Source organism: Thermoflexus hugenholtzii JAD2, from assembly GCF_900187885.1.
In the GTDB taxonomy this organism is placed as follows: domain Bacteria; phylum Chloroflexota; class Anaerolineae; order Thermoflexales; family Thermoflexaceae; genus Thermoflexus; species Thermoflexus hugenholtzii.
The window spans coordinates 16,624-41,770 of record NZ_FYEK01000012.1 but is presented as its reverse complement, the minus strand read 5'-3'; the positions used below and the strand labels follow the sequence as shown (position 1 = coordinate 41,770).

At 67.5% G+C, this 25,147-nt stretch carries 24 protein-coding genes; 14 read left to right on the top strand and 10 right to left on the bottom strand.

Going from position 1 to position 25,147, the window contains the following annotated elements; translation table 11 throughout:
• The first annotated feature begins 86 nt into the window (after positions 1 to 86).
• Genes CFB18_RS03350 through CFB18_RS03335 form a run of 4 tightly spaced genes read left to right on the top strand, consistent with a single transcriptional unit; the run spans position 87 to position 5,371 of the window.
• Positions 87 to 1,646 carry an acyl-CoA carboxylase subunit beta gene (locus CFB18_RS03350; RefSeq protein WP_088570394.1) on the top strand — a complete coding sequence of 520 codons (1,560 nt, stop codon included), beginning with the start codon at positions 87 to 89 and terminating at the stop codon, positions 1,644 to 1,646.
• 31 nt (positions 1,647 to 1,677) lie between these two features.
• Positions 1,678 to 3,180, top strand: coding sequence for an acetyl-CoA carboxylase biotin carboxylase subunit (accC, locus tag CFB18_RS03345; protein WP_088570393.1), 1,503 nt, complete (start codon positions 1,678 to 1,680; stop codon positions 3,178 to 3,180).
• A complete protein-coding gene (locus CFB18_RS03340) occupies positions 3,177 to 3,674 on the top strand; it encodes an acyl-CoA carboxylase biotin carboxyl carrier protein subunit (RefSeq protein ID WP_088570392.1) in 498 nt (165 codons plus the stop codon). Before accC ends, CFB18_RS03340 begins: the two co-directional genes overlap by 4 nt.
• Before the next feature lie 23 nt (positions 3,675 to 3,697).
• Complete coding sequence (locus CFB18_RS03335) at positions 3,698 to 5,371, top strand: acyl-CoA mutase large subunit family protein (RefSeq protein WP_088570391.1); 1,674 nt, start codon at positions 3,698 to 3,700, stop codon at positions 5,369 to 5,371.
• 7 nt (positions 5,372 to 5,378) lie between these two features.
• Here the strand turns inward: CFB18_RS03335 and menC are convergent, their stop codons facing one another.
• From menC to CFB18_RS03315, 4 genes are read right to left on the bottom strand one after another with little or no spacing between them, the layout of a single operon-like run.
• On the bottom strand, positions 5,379 to 6,488 hold the full coding sequence (gene menC, locus CFB18_RS03330; protein ID WP_088570390.1) for an o-succinylbenzoate synthase: 1,110 nt from the start codon (positions 6,486 to 6,488) through the stop codon (positions 5,379 to 5,381).
• Between the two features lie 22 nt (positions 6,489 to 6,510).
• Positions 6,511 to 8,049 (bottom strand): murein biosynthesis integral membrane protein MurJ, encoded by a 1,539-nt coding sequence (murJ, locus tag CFB18_RS03325; protein WP_088570389.1) that lies wholly within the window; start codon positions 8,047 to 8,049, stop codon positions 6,511 to 6,513.
• A gap of 60 nt (positions 8,050 to 8,109) precedes the next feature.
• On the bottom strand, positions 8,110 to 8,580 hold the full coding sequence (dtd, locus tag CFB18_RS03320; RefSeq protein WP_088570388.1) for a D-aminoacyl-tRNA deacylase: 471 nt from the start codon (positions 8,578 to 8,580) through the stop codon (positions 8,110 to 8,112).
• A gap of 44 nt (positions 8,581 to 8,624) precedes the next feature.
• Positions 8,625 to 9,026, bottom strand: a complete 402-nt coding sequence (locus tag CFB18_RS03315; protein WP_088570387.1) for a hypothetical protein — start codon at positions 9,024 to 9,026, stop codon at positions 8,625 to 8,627.
• 184 nt (positions 9,027 to 9,210) lie between these two features.
• Here CFB18_RS03315 and CFB18_RS03310 point away from each other — a divergent pair, with 184 nt between their 5' ends.
• Positions 9,211 to 9,606 (top strand): hypothetical protein, encoded by a 396-nt coding sequence (locus CFB18_RS03310; protein WP_088570386.1) that lies wholly within the window; start codon positions 9,211 to 9,213, stop codon positions 9,604 to 9,606.
• A 146-nt stretch (positions 9,607 to 9,752) separates the two neighbouring features.
• On the opposite strand, the gene CFB18_RS03305 is transcribed toward CFB18_RS03310, so the two are convergent.
• On the bottom strand, positions 9,753 to 10,100 hold the full coding sequence (locus CFB18_RS03305) for a hypothetical protein (protein WP_088570385.1): 348 nt from the start codon (positions 10,098 to 10,100) through the stop codon (positions 9,753 to 9,755).
• Positions 10,101 to 10,374: 274 nt separating this feature from the next.
• Here CFB18_RS03305 and CFB18_RS03300 point away from each other — a divergent pair, with 274 nt between their 5' ends.
• The 4 genes from CFB18_RS03300 to CFB18_RS03285 all read left to right on the top strand — a co-directional run bounded on the left by CFB18_RS03300 (position 10,375) and on the right by CFB18_RS03285 (position 15,168).
• Entirely contained in the window at positions 10,375 to 11,385 is a 1,011-nt protein-coding gene (locus tag CFB18_RS03300) for a LacI family DNA-binding transcriptional regulator (RefSeq protein WP_088570384.1), read from the top strand.
• A gap of 72 nt (positions 11,386 to 11,457) precedes the next feature.
• Complete coding sequence (locus CFB18_RS03295) at positions 11,458 to 12,777, top strand: extracellular solute-binding protein (RefSeq protein ID WP_088570383.1); 1,320 nt, start codon at positions 11,458 to 11,460, stop codon at positions 12,775 to 12,777.
• An 85-nt stretch (positions 12,778 to 12,862) separates the two neighbouring features.
• Positions 12,863 to 14,227, top strand: coding sequence for a carbohydrate ABC transporter permease (locus CFB18_RS03290; protein ID WP_200808063.1), 1,365 nt, complete (start codon positions 12,863 to 12,865; stop codon positions 14,225 to 14,227).
• Positions 14,224 to 15,168: a sugar ABC transporter permease gene (locus tag CFB18_RS03285; RefSeq protein ID WP_088570382.1), complete on the top strand. Its 945-nt coding sequence runs from the start codon at positions 14,224 to 14,226 to the stop codon at positions 15,166 to 15,168. The genes CFB18_RS03290 and CFB18_RS03285 overlap by 4 nt, the downstream gene beginning before the upstream one ends.
• Positions 15,169 to 15,212: 44 nt before the next feature.
• Here CFB18_RS03285 and CFB18_RS03280 read toward each other — a convergent pair whose 3' ends face one another.
• From CFB18_RS03280 to CFB18_RS03260, 5 genes are all read right to left on the bottom strand, one after another.
• Complete coding sequence (locus CFB18_RS03280; protein WP_088570381.1) at positions 15,213 to 15,665, bottom strand: DUF8738 domain-containing protein; 453 nt, start codon at positions 15,663 to 15,665, stop codon at positions 15,213 to 15,215.
• Positions 15,666 to 15,758: 93 nt separating this feature from the next.
• Entirely contained in the window at positions 15,759 to 17,465 is a 1,707-nt protein-coding gene (locus CFB18_RS03275) for a helicase HerA domain-containing protein (RefSeq protein WP_088570380.1), read from the bottom strand.
• Positions 17,466 to 17,625: 160 nt separating this feature from the next.
• Complete coding sequence (locus CFB18_RS03270; RefSeq protein ID WP_088570379.1) at positions 17,626 to 18,264, bottom strand: hypothetical protein; 639 nt, start codon at positions 18,262 to 18,264, stop codon at positions 17,626 to 17,628.
• A 12-nt stretch (positions 18,265 to 18,276) separates the two neighbouring features.
• Entirely contained in the window at positions 18,277 to 19,461 is a 1,185-nt protein-coding gene (locus CFB18_RS03265; protein WP_088570378.1) for a DNA double-strand break repair nuclease NurA, read from the bottom strand.
• A 121-nt stretch (positions 19,462 to 19,582) separates the two neighbouring features.
• Positions 19,583 to 20,071 carry an EVE domain-containing protein gene (locus tag CFB18_RS03260; protein ID WP_088570377.1) on the bottom strand — a complete coding sequence of 163 codons (489 nt, stop codon included), beginning with the start codon at positions 20,069 to 20,071 and terminating at the stop codon, positions 19,583 to 19,585.
• A 152-nt stretch (positions 20,072 to 20,223) separates the two neighbouring features.
• Between CFB18_RS03260 and CFB18_RS03255 the strand changes: the two genes are divergently transcribed.
• The 5 genes from CFB18_RS03255 (at position 20,224) to ltaE (ending at position 25,120) form a co-directional block, all read left to right on the top strand.
• Positions 20,224 to 21,306 carry an inositol-3-phosphate synthase gene (locus tag CFB18_RS03255; RefSeq protein WP_088570376.1) on the top strand — a complete coding sequence of 361 codons (1,083 nt, stop codon included), beginning with the start codon at positions 20,224 to 20,226 and terminating at the stop codon, positions 21,304 to 21,306.
• Positions 21,287 to 22,186, top strand: coding sequence for a lysophospholipid acyltransferase family protein (locus CFB18_RS03250; RefSeq protein WP_159461550.1), 900 nt, complete (start codon positions 21,287 to 21,289; stop codon positions 22,184 to 22,186). The genes CFB18_RS03255 and CFB18_RS03250 overlap by 20 nt, the downstream gene beginning before the upstream one ends.
• Positions 22,187 to 22,232: 46 nt before the next feature.
• Positions 22,233 to 23,387, top strand: a complete 1,155-nt coding sequence (locus tag CFB18_RS03245) for a glycosyltransferase family 4 protein (RefSeq protein ID WP_159461549.1) — start codon at positions 22,233 to 22,235, stop codon at positions 23,385 to 23,387.
• 18 nt (positions 23,388 to 23,405) lie between these two features.
• Positions 23,406 to 23,867, top strand: a complete 462-nt coding sequence (locus tag CFB18_RS15550; protein WP_200808062.1) for a KTSC domain-containing protein — start codon at positions 23,406 to 23,408, stop codon at positions 23,865 to 23,867.
• A gap of 182 nt (positions 23,868 to 24,049) precedes the next feature.
• Positions 24,050 to 25,120 carry a low-specificity L-threonine aldolase gene (ltaE, locus tag CFB18_RS03235; RefSeq protein ID WP_088570373.1) on the top strand — a complete coding sequence of 357 codons (1,071 nt, stop codon included), beginning with the start codon at positions 24,050 to 24,052 and terminating at the stop codon, positions 25,118 to 25,120.
• Positions 25,121 to 25,147: the final 27 nt, after the last annotated feature.

Here is a 25,147-nt window from a genome sequence, read left to right as displayed (position 1 = left end):
CGCCCGTGGTCTGAGTTATAATGAAGGCGTGCTGTCCCCATTGGTCGGGCCTTATCCTTCATTCATTTATCATCCGGAGCGGACTTATGCAGATCGAGATCCTGGAGGATCGGCTGGAGCAGTTGCGGCAGTTGCGGGCGGAGGCTCAGGCCGGCGGGGGGCCGGAGCGGATCGCCCAGCAGCACGCCAAGGGGAAGCTCACGGCCCGCGAACGGCTGGAGCTCCTGCTGGACAAAGGCTCCTTCCGGGAGCTGGACCCCTTCGTCACCACCCGGGTGACCGATTTCGGGCTGGCCGAGCGCCGCTACCTGGGGGATGGTGTGGTGACGGGGTGGGGGACCATCGACGGCCGCCTGGTCTACGTCTACGCCCAGGATTTCACCGTCCTGGGGGGGAGCCTGGGGGAGGGCCATGCCCGCAAGATCGTGAAGATCATGGACATGGCTATGAAGAACGGAGCCCCCCTCATCGGCCTCAACGACTCGGGCGGCGCCCGGATCCAGGAGGGGGTCCTCTCCCTCGGCGGCTACGCAGACATCTTCCTGCGCAACGTCATGCTCTCCGGCGTGGTGCCGCAGATCAGCGCCATCCTGGGGCCGTGCGCCGGGGGGGCGGTTTACTCCCCCGCCCTCACGGATTTCATCTTCATGGTCCGCCGGACCAGCTACATGTATATCACCGGCCCCGATGTGGTGCGGGCGGTCATGCACGAGGAGGTCACCCACGAACAGCTGGGCGGCGCGGACGTCCACACGACCATCAGCGGCGTGGCCCACTTCGCCGCGGACACCGAGGCCGATCTCTTTTATATGATCCGCAAGCTCCTCTCGTATCTGCCCTCCAACAACATGGAGGATCCCCCTTACGTCCCCAACGGCGATGATCCCCTGCGCATGGAGGAGCGCCTCAACACCATCGTCCCCGACGACCCCACCCGCCCCTACGACATCAAAGAAGCGATCCGCCTGATCGTGGACAATGGGGACTTCTTCGAGGTCCAGCCGGATTACGCCCCCAACATCGTCATCGGCTTCGCCCGGCTGGGCGGCCACAGCGTGGGGATCGTGGCCAACCAGCCGGCGGTGCTGGCGGGGGCCCTGGACATCAAGGCCAGCGAGAAGGCGGCCCGGTTCGTGCGCTTCTGCGACGCCTTCAACATCCCCATCATCACCTTCGAGGACGTGCCGGGCTTCCTGCCGGGGGTGGCCCAGGAGCATGGGGGCATCATCAAAGCGGGGGCCAAGCTCCTCTACGCCTACGCCGAGGCTACCGTCCCCAAGATCACGGTGATCACCCGCAAGGCTTACGGCGGCGCCTACTGCGTGATGAACTCCCGGCACCTGCGGGCGGATCTGGTGCTGGCCTGGCCTACGGCGGAGCTGGCGGTGATGGGGCCCGAGGGGGCGGTTAACATCATCTTCCGGCGGGAGATCGCCGAGGCGCCGGACCCCGAGGCCCGGCGGGCGGAGCTGGTGGCGGAGTATCGGGCCCGCTTCGCTAACCCCTACGTGGCCGCCTCTTACGGCTTCGTGGACGACGTCATCGAGCCGAAGGAGACCCGCCCCCGCCTGATCAACGCCCTGGAGATGCTCCAGAACAAGCGGGACCAGAACCCGCCCAAGAAGCACGGGAACATCCCGCTGTGATCCCCCGGTGCTTCCCATAAGGAGTCCGGCCATGTTCCGCAAAGTCCTGATCGCCAACCGGGGCGAGATCGCCGTGCGGATCATCCGGGCCTGCCGCGAGCTGGGCATCCGCACTGTGGCCGTGTTCTCCGAAGTGGACCGGAACGCCCTGCACGTGCGGTATGCCGATGAAGCCTACTGCATCGGGCCGGCCCCGGCCCGCGACAGCTACCTGCGCATCGACAAGATCATCGACGTCGCCCGATGGGCGGGCGCCGACGCCATCCATCCGGGCTATGGGTTCCTGGCGGAACGGCCGGATTTCGCCGAGGCCTGCGAGGAAGCCGGCATCGTCTTCATCGGCCCCCCTCCCCGGGCCATCGGGGCCATGGGCGACAAGGCCACCGCCCGCAAAATGGCCAAAGCCCTGGGCGTCCCGATTGTCCCCGGCACCGACGGCGGGCTCTCGGATGAAGACCTGATGGAGGCCGCCCGGCGCATCGGCTTCCCCATTCTGATCAAGGCCTCCGCCGGCGGCGGCGGCAAGGGCATGCGCATCGTCCGCTCCCCGGAGGAGATGCCCGACGCCCTGGCGGCGGCCCGCCGCGAGGCCATGGCCGCCTTCGGGGACGACGACGTCTACCTGGAGAAGCTGGTCGAGGGCGCCCGCCACGTGGAGGTCCAGATCCTGGCCGATCAGCACGGCCACGTCATCCACCTGGGTGAGCGGGAATGCTCCATCCAACGCCGCCATCAGAAACTCATCGAGGAATCGCCCTCCCCCATCGTCGACGAGGAGATGCGCCGGCGCATGGGGGAGGTGGCCGTGCGCATCGCCCAGGCCATCGGCTACGTCAACGCCGGCACCGTGGAGTTCCTGGTGGACAAAGACCGCAACTTCTACTTCATCGAGATGAACACCCGCCTCCAGGTGGAACACCCGGTGACCGAGATGGTGACCGGGGTGGACATCGTCAAGGAGCAGATCCGCATCGCCCGGGGGCGGAAGCTGCGCTACCGCCAGGAGGACATCCGCCAGACCGGATGGGCCATCGAGTGCCGTATCACCGCCGAGGACCCCTTCAACGGCTTCATGCCCTCCACCGGCCGCATCATCACCCTGGCCGAGCCCACCGGCCCCGGGATCCGGGTGGACAGCGGGGTCTATGAGGGCTGCGAGATCACCCCCTACTACGACTCCCTCATCGCCAAGGTGATCGCCTGGGGCGAGACCCGGGGCGAGGCCATCCTGCGCATGCGGCGGGCCCTGGAGGAGTTCCGCATCATCGGCATCCAGACCACCATCCCCTTCCATCAGGCCATCCTGAACAGCACCCGCTTCCTGGCCGGTCACTTCGACACCAAGTTCGTGGAGGAGCGCTTCTCCATGGACGACGAGACGCCGCCGGAGCTGGAGGAGGTGGCGGCCATCATCGCCACCCTGGTGGCCCACCGGCGGGGCCAGGCCGCCACCCACGTGGCCCGGCGGGCCGCGCGGGAAATCCCCGGCTGGAAGTGGGCCGGACGCTGGGAGCAGCTGCGGAGGGGCGGATGAAATACATCGCCACGGTGAACGGGAAAACCTACACCATCGAGATCAACCGGGAGGATCGCATCCTGTGCGAGGGCGTCGAGCGGGCGGTGGACTTCCGCCTGATCGACCAGCAGCACGTCTACTCCCTGCTCCTCGACAACGCCTCCTACGAAGCCCTGATCCAGGAGCGGGAAGGGGAATACTGGGTCTTCCTGCGGGGCTACCTCTTCACCGTGCAGGTGGAGGATGAGCGGGAGCGCCGCCTGCGGGAGGCCTCGGGCGGGCGCCCCGGCCCCGCCGGAGAGGTAACGGTGAAAGCCCCCATGCCTGGCCTCATCGTCGCCGTGCCGGTCCAGGAAGGACAGCCCGTCCGCAAAGGGGAGAAACTGGTCCTCCTGGAGTCTATGAAGATGCAAAACGAGATCCGGGCCCCCCGCGACGGGGTCGTGAAAGCGGTCCGGGTGAGGCCCGGCCAGAGCGTGGAGCAGAACCAGATCCTGGTGGTGCTGGGATAGCGGGAAGATCCCCGGAGGCGTATATGGCGGCCGAGGTGCGTATCCAGGAAGCGGAGATCCGGCAAGCCCAGCGGCGATGGCAGGAGGCCATCCGGGACGCCCCGCAGCGCCGCCCTCGCTTCGAGACCCCTTCGGGCATCCCCCTGGAGCCCCTCTACACCCCGGCGGACGTCGAGATCGACTACCTGCGGGATTTGGGGTTCCCCGGGGAGTTCCCCTTCACCCGAGGGATCTACCGGACGATGTATCGGGGGCGGCTGTGGACCATGCGCCAATACGCCGGCTACGCCACCGCCGAGGAGTCCAACCGGCGCTACCGTTACCTGCTGGCTCAGGGCCAGACCGGCCTCTCGGTGGCCTTCGACCTCCCCACCCAGCTGGGCTACGACGCCGATCACCCGATGGCCCACGGGGAAGTCGGCCGGGTGGGGGTCAGCATCTGCTCCCTGGAGGACATGCGGCGCCTGCTGGACGGCATCCCCCTGGACCGGGTCAGCCTCTCCATGACCATCAACGCCCCAGCGGCGATCCTGTTGGCCATGGTCCTCGCCCTGGCCCGGGAGCAGGGCGTGGACTGGAAGCAGTTGCGGGGCACGGTCCAGAACGACATCCTCAAAGAATATGTGGCCCGTGGCCTTTACATCTTCCCGCCTGAGCCCTCCATGCGGCTGGCCGTGGACGTGATGGCTTTCTGCCACCGACACGTGCCGAACTGGAACCCCATCAGCATCAGCGGCTACCACATCCGAGAGGCCGGCGCCACGGCAGTCCAGGAGGTGGCCTTCACCTTCGCCCATGCCTTGGAGTATGTGCGGGCCGCCGCCCGCACCGGCCTCTCCATCGACGACATCGGTCCCCAGCTTTCGTTCTTCTTCAACGCCCACAACCACTTCCTGGAGGAAGTGGCCAAGTTCCGTGCCGCCCGTCGGCTCTGGGCCCGCCTGGCCCGGGATCGCCTGGGAGCCACCCGCCCGGAGGCGATGATGCTCCGCTTCCACGTGCAAACGGGCGGCAGCACCCTCACCGCCCAGCAGCCCGAGAACAACATCATCCGGGTGACGATCCAGGCCCTGGCTGCTATCCTGGGCGGCTGCCAGTCCCTCCACACCAACGCCATGGACGAAGCCCTCTGGCTGCCCACCGAGAAATCCGCCCGGGTGGCCCTGCGCACCCAGCAGATCCTGGCCTACGAATCGGGGGTGGCCGACACCATCGACCCCCTGGCCGGCAGCTACGTCATCGAACACCTGACGGCGGAGATCGAGCGCCGCGCCCGGGAGGAGATCGACCGCATCGAGGCCATGGGCGGGGCCCTGCGGGCCATCGAGACCGGCTACATCCAGCGGGCCATCGCCGAATCGGCCTACCAGGCCCAGCAGGCCATCGAATCTGGGGAGCAGATCATCGTGGGCGTGAACGCCTTCCAGATCGAGGAGGAGCGCCCGGAGCTGGAGCGGCTGAAAGTGGACCCGGCCATCGAGGAGGCGCAGCGGGCCCGCCTGCAGGCGCTGCGGGCCCGCCGGGATGGGGAGCGGGTCTCCGCCCTCTTGAGCCGCATCGAGGAGGCCGCCCGCCGGCCCGAGGAGCCCCTCATGCCGCTGTTCGTGGAGGCCGTGGCCGCCGACGCCACCCTGGGGGAGATCTGCGGGGTGCTGCGCCGGGTCTGGGGAGAATACCAGCCCCCCGAGGTCCTTTAAAAGCGCCTCAAGGACGGAAGGCCTCCATCCGTATGGTCGCCCGATCGACCCGCCGGCGGTCGACGGCCACCCCCAGGCCGGGCCCGGTAGGCACCGCCAGCGTCCCATCGGGCTGAAGGACGAAAGGCGGGTCGATCAGATCCTCGTGGTAATACCGGTCGCTGGCCGAGAGATCTCCCGGGAGGGTGAAACCAGGGAGGGAGGCCAGGGCGACGTTGGCCGCCCGCCCGATGCCGGTCTCCAGCATCCCCCCGCACCACACCGGGACGCCTCGGGCGTGGCAGAGATCGTGGATCCGCCGCGCCTCCAGCAGGCCGCCCACCCGCCCGGGCTTGATGTTGATGATCCGACAGGACCCCAGCTCCAGAGCCGCGCGGGCGTGGCGGACGCTGTGGATACTTTCGTCCAGACAGAGGGGCGTGCGCAGGCGAGCCTGCAGGAGCGCGTGCTCATACAGGTCATCCCAGTGGAGGGGCTGCTCGATCATCATCAGCCCGAATTCGTCCAGCGCGGCCAGGCGATCGGCGTCCTCCAGGGTGTAGGCGGAGTTGGCGTCGGCCATGAGGGGGATCTCCGGGAAGGCCCGGCGGATGGCGGCGATCATCTCCACATCGCGGCCCGGCTTGATCTTCACCTTGATCCGGCGGTATCCCTCTTCCAAATAGCCCCGGATCTTCTCCAGCAGCTCGGCGTCGCCGGGCTGGAGCCCGATGCTCACCCCCACCGGGATCCGATCGCGAACGCCGCCGAGGTAACGGGCGAGGGGCAGGCCCGCCTGGCGGGCGAAGAGATCCCAGAAGGCAGCCTCCAACCCGGCCCGGGCCATGGGATGTCCCCGGAGCCGCTCCCCGATGCGGGCTACGCTCTCCACATCCGGGATCTCCCGCCCCAGCACCGCCGGGATCAGGAAGGTCCGCAGCACATACCAGGCGGTCTCCGTGGTCTCATAGGAATACCCGAAATCGCGGGAAGCCACCACCTCGCCCCATCCCTCCAGGCCGTCGGCATACACGGTGACCAGGATGGCCTCCCGCTGATGCTCCCGCCCGAAGGAGGTCTCGAAAGGCTCCTTCAGGGGCATCTGGATCACCCGGAGCTCCACGCGCTCGACGATCATGCTCCCTCCCTCCAGGAGTATTTCAGGCATCGTGGGCAGGCCGGGCGCGCCCGTGGCGCAGCCAGCGCACCCAGGGGACGCCCAGGCTGTGGAGGGTCAGACCGTAGGTCCCTGCGCCGGCGAGCCCGGCCAGCGCCAGCCCGAGCCATCCGTGGTGGGCCGCCCACGGCGCCATCGGCCACAGCACCAAGCCCATCGCCAGCGTCGCGATGGCCACCGGCCCCACCGAACGCCCCCATCGGTGGACTTCCATTCCCTCCAGCCGCCGGGCCAGGAGCCCCAACAGCAGCACGCCCTCCAGGGTGGTGGCCACCGTGTTGGCCAGGGCCACCCCCCCATGCCGGAGGGGGCCGATCCAGGCCAGGCTGAGCAGGACGTTGAGGGCCATCGCGGCCACCCCGATCCCCACCGGCGTGCGGGTGTCATGAAGGGCGTAGAAGGCCCGCGCCAGCACCTCCACGGCCGCGTGGGCCGGAAGGCCCAGGGCGTAAAACTGCAGCGCCTGGGCGGTGAGCTCCGTCGAGGCCTCCCCGAAAGCCCCTCGCTGGAAGAGGACGGCGATCAGCGGCCGCCGCAGAAGGATCATCCCCGCCGCGATGGGAAGCGTCGCCCCCAACAGGAGCCCGAGGGTCTCCGCCAGGGTCCGGCGCAGGGCCGCCCGCTCGCCCCGGGCGGCCAGGGCCGAGAAGGTGGGGAAGGCGGCCGTGGCCACCGCCTGGGCCAGCACGATCTGCGGCTGCAACATCAGCTGCCAGGCCAGGTTCAGCGCCGCCAGATATCCCACCCCCAGGCCGGAGACCAGCCGCGTGTTGACCAGGAAGTTGACCTGCACCGCAGCCAGGCCCAGCATCCGGGGAGCCATCAGGACCATCACCTCGCGGACATCCGGATCGCGCCAGCCCAGCCGGGGCCGGTAACGCCCGCACACCCGCCACCATCCCGGCGCCTGGACCAGGAGATGGAGCACCGAGCCCAGCACCACCCCTCCGGCCAGCCCGTGCACCCCCCAGACGGGCGTCAGGAACAGCACCCCGAAGATGATGCCCAGGTTATACATCAGGGGGGCCAGGGCGATCCAGAGGAACTGCTGATGGGCCTGCAGGATGCCCATCACCACCCCGCTCACCCCGAACACCGTTGGCGTGATCAGCATCACGCGCATCAGGGAGGCGGTGAGCTGTTGCTGCGCGGGCGGGACCCCCGGGGCCAGCAGGAGGCGGACCAGGGTGGGGGCAAGCAGGCCGGCCAGCACGGAGAGGCCGCTGACGGCCAGGGCCACGCTGGTGAGCACCGCGTCGGCCAGCCGCCAGGCCGCCTCCTCCTGCCCCCGGGCGAGGTGGGTGGTGAAGACGGGCAGGAAGGCGGAGAGCAACGCGCCCCCCGCCAGCAGCGTGAACAGGAGATCCGGGATCCGGAAGGCCGCCCAGTAAGCATCCAGCTCCCGGGAGGTGCCAAACGTTGCGTAGATCAGGATCTGACGGAGGAGGGCCAGCAGGCCGTTCGCCAGATAGGCGACGGTCAGCAGGCCCGCTGCGCGGACGATGCGAGACAGGGCGCTCATCCGGATATCTCCCCCCGGGGGATGGGGATGCGGAGGCGTCCGGCAACCCAGGCCCGTCCTTCACGAGCGCCCGGATGCCGGGGGCTCCGGGGCGGCGCGCTCCAGCCAGATAGTGACCGGGCCATCGTTGTGGATCTCCACCAACATATGGGCCCCGAAAACCCCCATCTGAACCGGGACACCCTCGGCGCGGAGGGCATCGGCAAAGCGCTCGATGAGGGGTCGGGCGTGCTCCGGCGGGGCGGCGTGGATGAAGCTGGGACGGCGTCCCTCATACGGGTCGGCATAAAGGGTGAACTGGGAGACCACCAGCGCCTCCCCGCCCACATCCTTCAGCGAGCGGTTCATCTTCCCGGCCTCGTCCTCGAAGATCCGCAGGTGGGCCACCTTCTTGGCCAGCCATTCAGCCTCCGCGGGGGTGTCCGTGTGGGTGACGCCCACCAGCAACACCACTCCCGAGCCGATGCGGGCCACCGTCTCCCCGCCCACGTGGACCGCTCCCTGACGGACGCGCTGGACCAGGACGCGCATGGGGGGTTCCTCCGGGTTCTCCGTCGACAGCAGGAGTTCTCACCTCAGCGTCGCCCGAAGGGGAAGGCTCCCACGCTGGCCAGGGCGATGAACACCAGGAGCAACGAGAGGCCGTAGGCAGCCAGCATCCCCAAGGCTCGGGTCGGGTTCTCCCGTTCCCGGAAAGCCGCGGCCCCGTGGGCTGCCCCCGCCGCCAGCAACCCCCAGACCGGATGGATCACCTGGGTCGACGTGAGGGGTACCGCGCCCCACCGCTGGGCCAGCCAGAGCACGATCCCCAGGGCCACCTGGATGTCCAGGATCACAGGATACCAGCGGACAGCATGTTCCAAAAGGACGGGCATCGGATCTTCCCGCCGCGAGCGGATCAGCCCGTAAAGGGCGAGGAGGGCGACGATCAAGACCGCCCATCGCCAGACGCTGTGCAGGATCAGCAGCACAGGCATTCCTTGCGTCCTCCCATCAGAGGATCAGAGACCCGGGGGCTCCGCACGAGAGCACACGTCCCAGAAATAACTTGAGTTATTATTCTACGTGAAGATTGCGGCCTCAGCCCATGGGCTCCCCAAGGGCACGGAAGGGCCAGGCCGTGTCCGCGGGGGATCTCAAATCCCCGCACAGGAGGCAGATATGCGTAGGCATGGATATCTTCTGGGACTGATGCTCATGCTTTCGGGGTGGGTCCTCGCCTGCGCCCGTCCGGCGGTTTCTCCCACCCCAGCCCCACCGGGGGAGGTGGTGCGACCCACCCCGACCATCCGGCCGGATCTTCCCCTTCCCCCGGATGCCTTCAACCTGGATGTGACCTCCGCGCGGATCGCTTTTGATACCCGGATGGGCGTTCAGGAGTTGATCGAGTTCTACAAAAGCCGGATGCAGGAGAACGGATGGCAGGTCCTGGGGGCGCCGGCCCAATACGGCCAGGTGGGGAACCTGCTCTTCCAGAAAGATGGATTGACAGTGAACATCCAGTATCAACACAACGACCTCACTCAGATCACCTCGGTTCAGATCACCCTGCCATGAGAGGCCAGGGGGAGGCGGATCCCCTTGAGAGAAGAGAGCCGGCCGGATGCCCGGCCGGCTCTCCTGGGCTTGCGGGGCGATCCCGTCGGCGGGGATCCGTGACGGGGAGGATCCATGACCCGCAGGATGAGGAGAGCGGGCGCCTCCTACATCACCTCCACGGTCATCTCCTCGTGAACGATCTCTGCGAAGCGCTCCAGATCCAGGATGTTCAGGCGCATCTGCTCCGCGTTGCCTTCTTCATCCTCCGCGGGCTCCAGGACGATGTCCGCCACGTCCTCTAACAGCGCCCGCTTGGTGGCGATGCCCAGACGCCCACGCAGCTGCTCCGGGGTGAGCTCCGGATAATAGGCCGCCAGAGTGTCGAAATCCACCGCGGCCATCGCCAGGTCCTCCAGGAAGAGCTGCTTGGCCAAGATATCCGCTGCGTAGCGCTCCAGCGGATTGCTCCGCCGGCGTCCCCGCCGTCCTTTTCGAGAAGCCGCTTCCGCCATCGCCGCGTCCCTCTCGGGATTGTCCCCTCGAGTATACGCGATCCACGGAGGCTCGACAACTTCCCGTCCGGACGCCCCGCCCGCGGGCGATCTGCGGATCCCCCGGACATGCCCCACCCCGGTCCCCTCCAGGGACCTGCAGGGCGCTTTCATCCGGCTCCCCCTTGACATCGTTTCCGAATCCGAATATAATGAAAGCGCTTTTGTAAAGCGCTTTACTTAAAGTTTTTCCTGCCTGTTGGAGTGGGTTGGCAAGGCCTCTGGAGGAGGGCGCATGCCCAACATCTATGACATCGCCCGGGAGGCAGGGGTTTCCATCACCACGGTCTCCAACATCCTGAACAACAAGGGCCGGTTCAAGCCGGAGACCGTGGCGCGGGTGCTGGAGGCGGTGGAGCGCCTCAAGTATCGGCCGAACTTCGCCGCCAAGAGCCTGGCCGCCCGCCGCACGAACACCGTCGCCCTCTCCGCGTTGCTCACCCCCGAATCCTTCGATCCCCTGAACCTCCAGTATTTCGGCGCCATCGCTCATGCGGTCAGCCGCTCCGGCTTCAACTTCCTCCTTCATATCAGCCACGATCAGGCTTCCTTCGAGGGCTTCGTCGCCGCGGGTCTCTGCGACGGATGGTTGTTGATGATGGTCCGCCGCCGGGACGAGCGGATCTCCCTTCTACAGGAGCTGGGCATCCCGGTGGTGACCATCGGGCGGCCGGACGAGCCGGAGGATATGGATATGGTGGACACCGATTTCGAGCAGACGGCCCGGCTGGCCCTGGAGCATCTGCTTGCCCTCGGCCATCGGAGGATCGCTTACATCGCCGAGCCCCTGGATTTCGCTTACTCGGCCATTCGTCTCAACGCCTACCTGAAGCTGTTGCGGGAATACGGCCTGGAGGAGAACGCGGAGCGGGTGGCGGAGACCGATGGCACGGAGGCCGGGACGGTGCGGGCGCTGGAAACGCTCTGGACGCGGTTCCCCCGGATCACGGCCATCATCACCCATGACATCCCGGCTCTCACGGTGCTGCGGGTGTTGAAGGAGTGGGGCCTGCGTATCCCGCAGGACGTCTCGGTGATCGGGTGTTCGGATTCCCCGCTGGCGGCGCTGGCGGATCCCCCGCTGACCACCATCAACCTTTATGTGGAGCGGATCGCGGAGGCGGCGGCGGAGGCCCTGGCCCGCCGGCTGCAGGAGCCGGAGGCCCCGCCCGTCCGGGTCCTGATCCCCGCCCGGCTGGTGGCGCGAGGCTCCACCGGCCCCGCGCCACACGGATCCGATCGCTGACGACCGGAGCCGGCCCCAGGGGCGCCCTCCGGGGTGTCCCTGAGACGGGAGATTTTCACAGGGAGGTGGAAGATGGTTCCGCGACGTTTCTACGTGGTGATGGCGGCTCTCGTTCTGGCGGGCCTGCTGCTGTCGGCCTGCGGGCCGGCGGCCACCCCCAGCCCCACGGCGGCGCCGGCGCCGACACAGCCCCCGCAGCCGACCCAGGCGCCAGCCCCCACCCCTACTGCGGCCCCGAAGGTGAAGATCACCTTCTGGGAGCAGGAGAGCGAAGAGGTGGATGCTTTCCTTGACGAGCTGGTCGCCGATTTCATGAAGGCCCATCCCAACATCACGGTGGAGCGGGTGCACTACGGCAACGAGGAGTTGCGCGATCAGTTCCAGGCGGCCAGCCTGGCCGGGGCAGCCCCCGAGCTGGTCCGGGTGCCGAACGACTTCGCCGGGCCCTTCAGCGCCCTGGGGATCATCGCTAAGGCCACCGACGTCTTCGACAAGGCCTTCCTGGACCAGTTCATCCCCGAGGCCCTGAACGCCACCCGGGTGAAGGGGGAGATCTGGGGGGTGCCCGACAACTACGGCAACCACCTGATGCTGCTCTACAACAAGGACCTGGTCAAGGAGCCCCCCAAAGACACGGACGAGCTGATCAAACTGGCCCAGGAGCTCACCAAGGGCGAGGTTCAGGGCTTCGCCTACAACCTGAACGAGCCCTTCTGGCTGGCTCCCTGGCTGGGCGCCTTCGGGGCCTGGCCCCTGGATGAGAACGACAAGCCGTCCTTCGATAACGAAGGGACGGTGGGGGCCCTCCAGTTCGTGCAGGACCTGAAGTTCAAGCACAAGGTGGTGCCCCAGGAGTGCGACTACAACTGCGCCGACACCCTCTTCAAGGAGGGCAAGGCGGCCATGATCATCAACGGCGACTGGTCCCTGGGCGGCTACGCGCAGGTCCTGGGCGACAAACTGGGGGTGGCGCCCATCCCGAAGGTCACCGCCACCGGCAAATACCCCACCCCGATGACCGGCGGGAAATACTGGATGGTCTCCAAGGCCGTCCTGAACGACCCCGCCAAGCTGGAGGCGGTGCGGACCTTCGTGACCTACATGACCTCGGCTGATGTTCAGAAGAAGTGGATCGAGAAGTTCAAGCGGCTGCCCTCCCTGAAGGCCCTCAAGGACGATCCGGCCATCCAGAAGGATCCCATCCTGAAGGGTTCCTTTGAGCAGCTGCTCCTGGGCAAGCCGATGCCGGCGGCCCCGGAGATGCGCTGCGCCTGGGACGCGATGCGCCCGAACCTGGAGGGAGTGATGGCCGGGACGCTCAAGCCGGCCGACGCGGCCAAGGCGATGCAGCAGGCCGCCGACCAGTGCGTAGCCGAGCTGGGGAAGAAGTAAATCCTGCAGGGGCGGGGGAGCCGGCCGGCCCCCCCGCCCTTTTCTCGCCGGACGCCGTGGAGATCCGGCGTGGGAGGAAGGAGCGATGGGGGCCCTGACCCCTCAGATAATGATCCGTTCCCTGAGCCAGGTCCTGGGGTTCATCCTGGCGATCGCCCTGGTCCTTCTGCTTCTGGAAGGATACGCCTATCTGCTCTTCTTCCGACGGCCCCGAACCCTCCCGGCTGCGGTGTTCGCCCGGAGCGTCCAGATCGGCCTCGCCGGGTTGCTGATCCTGGTGATCCTTCGCTTCCTAGAGCAGATCGGTCTGATCGCCGATCTGGTGGCTGCCCTGCATCTCGCCCCGCTGACCACTCTCCCGGAGCGCCTCTGGGCCGCCTGGGCGGCGGCCGTCCCCAACCCATGGCGCTTCCTCCTCCCCGGGGCCCTGGTGCTGGCACTGGAGGCGTTGATCTACCTGACCGGCGAGCCGCGCCCTTCACGCCTGGGGCTGGCCTACGTGCTGATCTTGCCGGCCCTTCTGGGCATCAGCCTCCTGATCGTGATCCCCTTCCTGTATGAGGTCCGGCTCGCCTTCTCCAACATGGCGATGTATACCGCCCAGAACCCCGAGTTCGGGCTGCGCCACGGCATCGAAAACTTCAGGAAGGTGTTCACCGGCCCGGTGGCCAAGGACGCCACGTTTTTCGAGGTGTTCGGGCGGACCGTGCTATGGACGGTGATCAACGTCTCCTTGCACGTCACCGGGGGTCTGATCTTGGCCCTCCTGCTGAACCGCCCCATGCGGCTGAGGGGCCTGTATCGGACCATCCTGATCCTGCCCTGGGCCGTCCCTTCGACCATCACCGCCATGGCCTGGCGCAACGAGTTCGATTACCGCTACGGGTTCTTCAACATCATGCTCCGGAACCTGCAGCAGTTCTTCACGGACCTGGCGGCCCAGACCCAGAGCCTTCCGCTGATTTATAACCTCTTCGCCTGGCTCTCCCAGGCCGTCCATCCGGTCCCGTGGCGGCAGGATCCCACCTGGGCGTTCATCTCGGTGGTGATGACGAATGTCTGGCTGGGGATCCCCTTCATGATGGTGGTGATCCTGGGCGGTTTGCAGAGCATCTCCCAGGAATATTACGAGGCGGCGGAGATCGATGGCGCCAGCAAGTGGCAGCAGTTCCGCCACATCACCTTGCCGCTCCTGCGCCCGGTCCTGGTGCCAGCGACCATCCTGGGAACCGTGTGGACCTTCAACCGGTTCGAGGTGATCTTCCTGGTGACCCAGGGGGGGCCGCAGGAGAAGACGGACATCCTGGTCTCCTCGCTTTACAAGGCGATCTTCCAGTTTTACCGCTACGGGTTCAGCGCAGCCTTCGCCCTGGTGATCTTCTTCATTCTGCTTCTGTGGTCGATCTTCTACCTGCGGATCACGAAGGGGTTGCGGGGGGTTTACGAATGAAGCGAGAGGAGTTCTCTCTTTCAGCCGTCGAAGCGGCGGCAGCGCCGGCTCGAGCGTGGCCCCGGCTCCGGGTGCAGGCCCTCTTCCGGCGTCCTCGGGGGGACAGCCCGATCAAGCGCCTGTTCATCCATATGGCCCTCTGGGTCGCCTGCCTGGTCGCCATCTATCCGGTCCTGCGGGTGGTGACCATCTCCCTGCGGCCGGCCAACAAGCTGCTGACCACCAGCCTGGCCATCATCCCGGAGGACGCCACCCTGGCCAACTATATCGAGCTGCTGGTGGGGCGTCCGGGGCGTCCGACGGAGTTCTACCTCTGGATCTGGAACAGCCTGCTGATCACGGTGACCACGGCCACCGTGGGGCTTCTGCTCTCGGCCACGGCCGCCTATGCCTTCTCGCGCTTCCGCTTCCCCGGGCGGGATGCCGGGCTGATCTTCCTGCTGAGCACCCAGATGTTCCCGGCGGCGATGCTCCTGCTGCCCCTCTTCATCATGATCGCCCGTCTCAAGCTGATCAACTCCTACCTCGGGATCGTGATCGCCTATTCGGTGACCGCCGTCCCCTTCAGCATCTGGATGCTGAAAGGCTACTACGACACCATCCCCCGCGATCTGGAGGAGGCCGCGCTCATCGACGGCGCCTCCCGCCTGGGAGTCCTGTGGCATATCATCCGCCCCCTCTCGACGCCCGCCCTGGCCATCGCTTTCCTCTTCAACTTTATGAGCAGCTGGAACGAATACATCGTCGCCCGCATCATCCTGAACAAGCGGGAGATGTACACCTGGCCGCTGGGGCTGTGGACGTTCACCGAGCAATACACGGTGTTGTGGGGGAAGTTCGCCGCCGCCTCCATCCTGGTGGCTGTGCCGGTGACCTTGCTATTCCTTTACTCCTCCCGCTGGTTGCTCTCCGGCCTGACCCTGGGAGGCGTGAAAGAATAAACCAGGCGGACCCTTTCCGCGTCCGCCCGCTCTTCTAACCTGGATCATTCACCCCCGAGGGGCTCCCGCGCCCGGTCGGGTGGGCACAGGAAAGGCGGGCCTCCGCGACCAGCGTGATAGGCGTATCGCCGTCCCTGCGCTTCCAGGACGATCCGATAGCCGGGCGTGAGGACCTGCAGATACATCCGCCCGGGCTCCGGGCATCCCAGGCTGCTGTCGGGCCAGGTCACCGCCCGCGCCTCGACCACCTGGATTTCCTTGGGATCCAGGCGCAGGCGGGCCGCCAGGTCCTGTCGGGCCTGCTCCACCAGGGCCTCCAGGCCGGGTTCCACGATGGATCCTCCCGGGGTGCCCAGAACGGGCGTCGGCCCAGCTGGCACGGGAAGCGGCGAGAAGCCTTCCAGCGGAGAAATCCCCGGGCGGGCTGGCGCACACGCCCCCAGCGCCCCCAGCAGCACCCCTGCGAGCAGCATCCAGCGCTTCTGTCCCATCTTCATTCGAAACCTCCCAGGGGAAAGGTTCACCCGCCTGATGTCGGGCATCCAAGAGACGTCCCCTGGAAGGTGAGGGTTCCGCCTCGGTCAGCGGGATCAGTCTTCATCCCGCATCACCCTGAAGTATTTCTCGACCACATCCGGCGACCTGTCACCCTCCCTCCGCGCCAGATCCTCCACAAAGGAGGAATCGTAGTCGCGGGTCCGCACCACCACCGGCATCGGCACGGCGTGGCCCAGCAACAGGGCCTGCTGCTTGGTCTCCAGGCGGGCCAGCACCTCCCGCAGCCGGGAGGCCCCCGAGATCCCGGAGAGGGCCGCCCGCACATCCTCCTCGTGGTCCAGCAGACACAGCACCCGCGTGCCGATCTGGGAGAGGACCTCGCCGTCGATCTGGCTGGGCCGCTGGTCGACGATCAGCAGCGTCACGTTGTATTTGCGCAGCTCCCGGGCGATGGTCCCGAACACGGTGTGCTCGGCGATGCCGGGCTGGAGGAACTTATGGGCCTCTTCGACGACGATCACCAGGTGCGGGGGCTCCTGGCCCGGGTCGCCCAAGGCCATCTCCTTCCGCCGGACGTATTCGGCGTGGATGCGGCGGGTGAGGTAGTTGGCCACCAGCACGTAGGCCGCCATGTCGTTGCCGTAGCGGCCGAACTCCAGGACCACGCTCTGGCCCTGGAGCAATCGGGAGAGAACCGCCTGGGCCGCGTCCTCCGGAGCCCGTGGGATCAGAAACCGAAACCGGTGGAAGAGGCCCAGCTTGCGCTGGAGGGCTCCCAGGGTGCTGCTGGTGATCAGGTCCCGCTCCACCAGCTCGGCCAGAGGGCTTCCGCCTCCCTCCTCGTCCTCTACGGGCGGCGCCTCTTCTTCCTCCAGGAGGATGCGCAGCCAGTCCCGGCCCAGCCGCCGCCGCAGCATATACAGGGCGCCGATCTGGACCTCGGAGAGGCCGATGACGCCGCGCAGGAGTTCGACATCCTCCGGCTCGATTTGATCGTAGCCGATGCGGATCACCAGGTCGTAGCGGCTGTTCCGACGCCGGGAGGACTCCTCGTCGAGGGTGGCGATGACCACGCGGGAGAAGCATCCGGGCAGCTGCTTCAGGCCCGGCACCTGCCCGCCCTCCCCCGGCGCGCTCCATCCGTATTCGTTGTGCATATCGAAGATCAAGGCCACCGAGGCGTTGTGGTAGATCACCCCAGCCAGGAGCAGCCGGGCCAGGAAAGTCTTCCCGGTGCCGCTCTTCCCGAAGACGCCGCTGGAGCGCTCGACGAGGCGATCCAGGTTCAGGGGGATGCGCACCCCCGGCATGTCTAGAGGCTCCCCGATCACGAAATAGCGGTCCTCCCCTTCCTCCCGACGGGGTCGAAAGATGGCGTGCACCTCCTCCTCGGTGGCCTCATAGACCGGGGCGAAGTGAGCGGGGACGGTCTTCACCGGCCGGGGGAGGGGATCCCCCTCCTCCAGAAGCAACATGGGCTGCACGTGGATCTGCCCGAACACCCCGATCCCGGAGACCATATCCCGGATCAGCGGATCATCGGGATCCGGGGGCATGCGGGCGAGATCCGGGTTGGCGCTGTCCAGCCGGATGTCGGTGATCATCCCGAAGAAACGTCGCCGGTATCCGTGGATCACCACGTAGCGTCCCACCGCCAGCCCTTCGATGGCGATGCGGGGGTCGAGTTTCACCACCAGCCCCTCGGAGAGAGAGCCCCCGATCACCCGTCCCAGCCGGCGCGCCTCCTTCTCGGAGGGCCGATTTGGGGAACGCTCCATCCCTTCGCGTGGCCAGGCCATACGCCGATCCTCCTTGCGGGGTCCCCAGCCGGTCTTCGACCGACTGGGATGCCCCGGGATCCTCCCCCTTAGAGACGAAGACGCTCGCAGCTGTCAACCCCCCGGAGCGGAGAAGACCGTGGGCGCTTATCCGGGTGCTCCTCGAATGATTCGTGGGCTGCTATGAAGGCGCTCCGATTTCCACCGCGGCGCGGATGCGACGCAGGAGCTGGGCCAGACGGATCGGCTCGTCGGCCAGCAACCGCACCAGCTCCTGGCCGGCCTGGATCACGAAGTCCCGCCGGGCGGGCCCGGAACGCGCCTCGGCGGCCGTGCGAATCACCGCCGCCACCACGTCGTCGGAGGCCTCCCGGGCCTCCACCAGGGTGCGCAGGAAATCCGGCCGCTCGGTGAAGCGATGGATCTGGGATGGAAGACATGCGTAAACCGGCTCCAGCAAGGCGGGAGGCTGGGGTGGGATCCCGTAGGCGGTCCCTCGCTCCCGCAGATAGCCCAGGATGAGCACCCCGATTTGGACCGGGATGTTGCGGTTTTCGATCATGTCCTGCTGGATCTCCTGAGGCGGGATCTCCTGCAGGGCCACCATGCGGGTCAGCTCATCGCCCTGCAGGACCAGGTCGTAGATCACGCCGATGATGGTGGTCTCCCCCCGGGCGGTCTGGACGAAGGAGCCGAAGGCAGGGATGTCATCGGCGGTCAGCCGGCAGCCGACCCGGAAGGCCCGGGCGCTGGCCTCGATGACGCGGCCGATGAAAGCCGGGCCAGATGAGCTCCTCGGATGCGCTCCCGGGCTGGCCATCTCCGATCCTCCTCACCGTAGCCATTCTTTCTGCTGGGCTTTTGCGGAGATCACGGGCCGGAGTCCGCGGCGCAGAAGCGCCTCCTGGATCATCTGCTCCAGGCGCGCCCGCTCCTCCGAGCGGATGCGGGCCAGCTCGTGAGCCCGGGTCAGCAGATAGGGATAGGGCGCCTCCGCCAGGATCTGACACTGGTCCCAGATCGTCCGATGCAACCGGTCCAGCCGCCCCCGATCCTGAGCCACCCATTCCGGGATCTCCACCCGGGCCAAGTGGGGCCGACCGGGCGTCCCCACGTTCACGTAGAAGAAGAGCAGGCGGTGCCCCTCCTGGCCCAGGCGCTCGTTGATGGGCCAGCTCAGGGCGAAGAGGGCGGAGCGCTCCCCAGGCTCCAACAGCTCGGCGAAGAGGGTGCGATCCCGCAGCTGCCCGAAGGGGTAATCCGCGATCTTCTCCCGCGAGAGCTCTTCCAGGGGACCGAGGGCCAGCAGCCGCAGCACCGCATGGCCGGTGGGCCGGTCCACATATCCGGCGATGGCGCCGCCCGTCCCTTTCGCGGTCTCCAGGGCGCGGAGGACCCGGCCGAGGAGCTCCCGATAGCGCTCGAGGGGGAGCCCGGCGAAGGGTTCACCGCGGGCCAGGGCCCAGGGGAGCAACAGGCCGTCCGCCAAGCCGACCGGCGGCCCGAAGGGATCCGCCGCCCGAGCGGCCATCGCCGCCGCCAGCTGCTCCAGCTCCTGGATGTCCCGTTCTGCCTCCAGGTCGTTCAGCGCCCGCATCTCCCCGTCGTCGGTGAAGAGCTCTTCCTCCCGATACCAGAACACCAGGTGATGCCGGGTCTGCGGGGGAGCCCCGGAGCCGGCGCGCATCTCAATCAGGCCGATGTTGAGGACGAAATAAGGCACCGTCCCGTGGCGATCCGGGTAAATCTGGGAGCCGTCGGCGGCGATCACCAGGGCCTGGGGCTGCTCCGGGGGCAGCGGGAAGCGGGCCGCGAGGGGCTCGCCTCCCGGGAAGGCGCCCCGCCAGCCGAATCGCTGGGCCTCCCGGGCCAGCCGCCCCAACCGGTCCAGATCCTCGGAGAACCGGTGGAGCAGGCTCAGCGCATAGCGCAGGGTGGGGGGATGCGCGCGCAGGCGCTCTCCCGCGTAATCCGCCAGCTCTTGCACATACACGCTCACTTGCCGCCAATCCAGCATACGGGATCTCCCCCTTCCCGGACTGGAGGCCGCAGCCCATCCCTCCCTCTCCGAGGCCCCCTTCGAATCGTTGCGCTCTTCCTCCCTTGCGAAGGCTCACACGAATGATCCGTGAAGCACCTCAATTATAGCCTCGCAGGAAGGTATCCAGATCCGCGGCCTGCTCGGGGTTCAGGGCCCGGATCAGCCGGAGGAGAGCCTCCAGTCCCTCGGGTGTGATCCGGAAGACGGTGCCGTGATGGAGGCGAAGGAACTCGAAGTGGGACCGGGCCCCGGGGAGCTGGCGGATCAGGGCGAGGGGAATGGGCTCGTGGAGCAAGAGAACAGGAGCGGGGGCCAGGTCGAAGGTGTCGTAAGGCCCGCCGGGGACCTCCGGATAGCCGTCCGAGGCCAGGCGGGCCAGCCCGATCACTCCCTCTCCCGCCTGATACGCCACCACGATATCCCCCCGACGCATCTCGCGGATGCGGGCCCATGAGAGGGGCGAACGGATCCACCCCCGCCCGCCCCAGTTGCGCCCTTCTTCGGCCGGATCCCGGAAGAAGTCCCGCCAGTGCCAGTCGCTGGCCGCGGCGCTGGCGACCACCCACCATGCGCGAGGCAATCGCATCGGACCTCCCCCATCCTTCCCTTTCTGACTTCTCATCATTGGGGAACTCCGCCGCCGGGGCAAGCCCGCGTCGGGGCGCTGCTTTTGGCGAGGGAAGACAGCTCGGCTAAAGTAATGCCAATGAGCCATCCTCACCTGCGGGAGGTTCCACCGTGGCGGATCGAAAGGTGCGCGTGGCCATCATCGGCGTCGGGAACTGCGCCTCCGCCCTGGTCCAGGGCGTGTGGTATTACCGGAACGCCCCCGACGACGCCTTCGTCCCCGGCCTGATGCACGTGCGGCTGGGCCCCTACCATGTGGGGGACATCGAGTTCACGGCGGCCTTCGACATCGACGTCAACAAGGTGGGGAAAGATCTTTCGGAGGCCATCTTCACCCCGCCCAACAACACCCTGAAGTTCGCCGACGTGCCCCGGCTGGGGGTGAAGGTCTATCGGGGCATGACCCACGATGGGATCGGTCGCTATCTCTCCGGGATCATCCGCAAGGCCCCTGGCCCGACGGACAACATCGTCAAGATCCTCAAGGACACAGGCACCGACGTGGTGGTGAACTTCCTGCCGGTGGGCAGCGAGGAGGCCACCAAATGGTATGTGGAGCAGGTGCTGGACGCGGGCTGCGCCTTCGTGAACGGGATCCCGGTGTTCATCGCCCGGGAGCCCTACTGGCAGCAACGGTTCGAGGAGGCTGGCCTCCCGGTGATCGGCGATGACGTGAAGTCCCAGGTGGGGGCGACGATCCTCCACCGCGTGCTCACCCAGCTCTTCATCGAACGAGGCGTGCGGGTGGAGCGGACCTATCAGCTGAACTTCGGAGGCAACACGGACTTCCTGAACATGCTGGAGCGGGAGCGGCTGGAGTCCAAGAAGATCTCCAAGACCAGCGCGGTGACCAGCTTGATCCCCTACGAGCTCCCGCCGGAGAACATCCACATCGGCCCCAGCGACTACGTCCCCTGGCTGCAGGACCGCAAGTGGTGCTACATCCGGATTGAGGGGACCACCTTCGGCGGGGCGCCCATTTCCCTCGAGGCGAAGCTGGAGGTGTGGGACAGCCCGAACTCGGCGGGGGTGGTGATCGATGCGGTGCGCTGCGCCAAGATCGCCCTCGACCGCGGGTTCAAAGGGGCGCTGATCGGCCCCTCGGCGTATTTCATGAAATCGCCTCCTCGCCAGTTCCCCGACCACATCGCCCGGCAGATGGTGGAGGATTTCATTGCGGGACGCGGGGTCTGAGGCGCTGGCCTGGGCGGTGTATCTCCTCTTTCGGGGGCTCGGGGCGGCGGCCGGGCGGCTGCCGCCCCGTTTCGCCTATGACCTGGCCGCACGCCTGGCCGACGTGTGCTATCCGATCCTGCCCGCCACGGCCGGCCTGCGGGACAACCTGGCTCATGTGCTGGGGGTCTCGCCGGAGGCCCCGGCGGTGCATCGGACGGCCCGCCGGGCCTTCCGGCTCCTCTGGCAAAATTACGTGGACCTCTTCCAGGCCCCCCACCGTCCGCCGAGGGCCTGGTTCTCCTCCATCCGGATAGAAGGATGGGAGCACCTGGAGGAGACGCTACGGGAAGGTCGAGGCGGGATTGTGGTGAGCGCCCACTATGGCTGTGTGGAGTGGGGGTTGCAGCTGCTGGGGGCCAGCGGCTTCCCGGCCCTCGCGGTCGCGGAGGCGGTGCGCCCGCCTGCGATGTTCCGCTATCTCTGCCGGCTGCGGGGCGCCCACGGCCTCCGGTTGATCCCGGCGGATGGAGCCCTCCGGGAGGTCTTCCGCACCCTCCGACAGGGGGGGATCGTCGCCCTGGCCCTGGACCGCGATACCACCGGGAGCGGTCGGGTGTATGCTTTCTTTGGGGCGGAGGCATGGCTGCCGGACGGCTACGCCGAGCTGGCGGTCCGCCAGGGCGCCCCGGTGCTGCCCGCCTTCGCCCGGCGGGAGACCCAGGGGGTCTCTTTGCGGATCTGGCCTCCCCTCTGGCCATCCGGGAGGTCCACAGAGGCTCGGGATGAACTCATCGCCCGGGTCCTGGAGATCTTCGCCGGGGTCCTGCGGGAGGCTCCCGAGCAGTGGGTGCTGACCACTCCCATCTGGCAGATCCGGCCGGGGGAACGGCGCGCTTGAGGGGATGGGACCGCCGTCCGACCGGCGGGGCTGGAGGCCGCCGTCCATGCGCATCGCTCTGGTGTCCCCTTACGATTTCGCCGTGCCCGGCGGGGTGAACAACCACATCGCCCATCTGGCCCGGAGCCTGCAGCGCCTGGGCCATGAGGCCCACATCATCGCGCCGGCCTCCGACGGACGGTCCAGCGGGGACGGGTTCATCAACGCCTCGGCCTCGGTGATCGCTTTCCCCTTCGCCGGCTCCATCGCCCGGATCACCCTCTCGCCGCGCCTTTACCGCCGGATCAAAGGCATCCTGCAGTCCGGTGCCTACGATGTGCTGCACCTGCACGAACCCCTCACCCCCGCCCTCCCCCTCGCGGTCCTGCGGCACCGGGATCTGGTCCCTCAGGCCATCGCCGTGGGCACGTTCCACGCCTATCGGGAGGTGAGCCGGACGTATTACTACGGCAAGCCGCTGCTGCGGCGGTTCTTCAAGCGGCTGGACGGCTGCATCGTGGTCTCGGAGGCAGCGCGGCAGTATCACATGCGCTACTTCCCGGCGGATTACGTCGTCATCCCCAACGGCATCGACTATGCCCGCTTCGCCGATCCCGCCCTTCGTCCCCCTGAGCCCTTCGACGACGGCCGTCCCACCGTCCTCTTCGTGGGGCGTCTGGAGCGGCGCAAGGGATTGCGCTATCTCCTGGAGGCCTTCGCCCGGGTGCAGGCCGTATGTCCAGAGGCCCGGCTGCTGGTGGTGGGGGCCTTCGGAAAGGCGGAGAAGGCGCCTTATGTGGCCCAGGCCTGGGCGCTGCGCCTGCGCCAGGTTCGCTTCATTGGCTACGTGCCGGACGCCGAGCTGCCCCGTTACTATCGGGCGGCCACCGTGTTCTGCGCCCCTTCCATTGGGATGGAGAGCTTCGGCATCGTGCTCCTGGAGGCCATGGCGGCGGGGGTGCCGGTGGTCGCCACCGATATCCCGGGCTATAACGAGGTGGTGGAGGACGGCGTGCAGGGTTTCCTGGTTCCCCCGGAGGACCCGGAGGCCCTGGCGGAGGCCCTGTTGCGGCTGCTGCGCGATCCCGCCCTGCGGGCGCGGATGAGCGCCGCCGGCCGCCAGCGCGCCCGCCAGTATGATTGGGACGAGATCGCCCGCCGTGTGGTGGCGTTCTACGAAGAGGTTCGGGAACGGGTCCGCCGGGGGATGCGCGGCGTGTGAGGCGAAAGGAGGGAGGAGATGGAGACCGGGCAATGGGTGGAATACGATCCCGAGACCGACGCGCTCCGTCTGCGGTGGAGGGAATCGCCGGATCTCTCCGTCCGCCTGGAGGTGCGCGGAGGAGAGGGGACGCTCTCTATCGCGCCGTTGCGGAAGTGGCGGCCGTTGCTGGAGGCCCTGGGGCTTCCCCTCGAAGCGGAGCGCCTCCCTTCGGGATGGATCGGTGTGGACTCCAGCATGATCAGCGCGGTGCGTTATCATCCTGAGGAGAGGATCCTGGAGGTCGCTTTCAACAAGGGGGTTTATCTCTATTACGGGGTGCCGCCGGAGGTCTTCGCAGGCCTCCTGCGGGCGGAATCCAAAGGGCGCTACATGCGCGCCTATGTCATCGATCGATATCCATGGATCAAAAAGAGCCGTCTGCTGGCCCGCCAGCGGACGGATGCCTCCCGGAGGTCTGAGGGATCCCCATCCGCATGAAGAGATCGCGGTTGGGGACAAAAGCCCCTCACCGGCCGGGATAGCGGTCGAAATGAATTTCGGCCTACAATCGTTGTTGTCGGAGCGGCTTCAGCCGCGGCTTCTCGCGTCATCGGAGGAGTTCCTTGAGAGATTGAGCATCTCGGATACGATCTCTCATCCCGAAGCGAATGAGGAGGAAGATGCTGGACGGATGGATCGATTTGCGCAGCGACACGGTGACGCATCCCACACCAGCCATGCGGGAGGCCATGGCCCGGGCGGAGGTGGGGGATGATGTGTTCGGGGAGGACCCGACGGTGCGGCGGCTGGAGGAAGTGGCCGCCGAGCGGATGGGGAAGGAGGCCGCCCTCTTCGTCGCCAGCGGCACCATGGCCAACCTGGTCTCCCTCCTCACCCATTGCGGCCGGGGCGACGAGGTGATCGTAGGAGATCAGGCCCACACGTTCCTCTCCGAAGTAGGCGGGATGGCCGCCCTGGGCGGCATCCATCCCCGCCCAGTCCCCAACCAGCCCGACGGCACCTTGCGCCTGGAGGACATCGAGGCGGCCATCCGGACGGAGGATGTGCATCATCCGCGGACCCGGCTGATCGCCCTGGAGAACACTCATAACCGCTGCATGGGCGCGGCGCTGCCGCCGGATTATCTCCGGGCGGTGCGGGCCCTGGCCGACCGGCATGGGCTGCGCGTCCACATCGACGGCGCCCGGATCTTCAACGCGGCGGTGGCGCTAAGGGTGCCAGCGGCGGAGCTGGCCCGGCACGCGGACACGGTGACTTTTTGTCTCAGCAAGGGGCTATGCGCGCCGGTGGGCTCGCTGATCTGTGGGCCCGCCGCGTTCATCCGGGAGGCCCGCCGGGTGCGCAAGATGGTGGGCGGAGGCATGCGGCAAGCCGGAGTGCTGGCCGCCGCCGGCCTGGTCGCCCTAGAGACGATGGTGGATCGTCTGGCGGAGGATCACCGGCGGGCCCGGCGCCTGGCCGAGGGCCTGGCGGAGATCCCCGGGATCCGCATCGAAGCCCATCGGGTGCAGACCAACATCGTGATCTTCGAGCTGGACCCTCAGCTGCCGCTTCCAGAGGAGGCGTTCCTCGCCGCCCTGGCCGAGCGCCGGGTGAAGATCCTGCGCTGGGGTCCCCGGCGCTTCCGGGCCGTGACCCACTACTGGATCGATGACACAGACATCGATCAAGCCCTCCGGGCCATCGCGGAGGTGGTAGGCCAGGCGATGCGTGGGCCTCACCTCTCGTGAAGGGCTCCCTTCACGCCCGAAACGTGA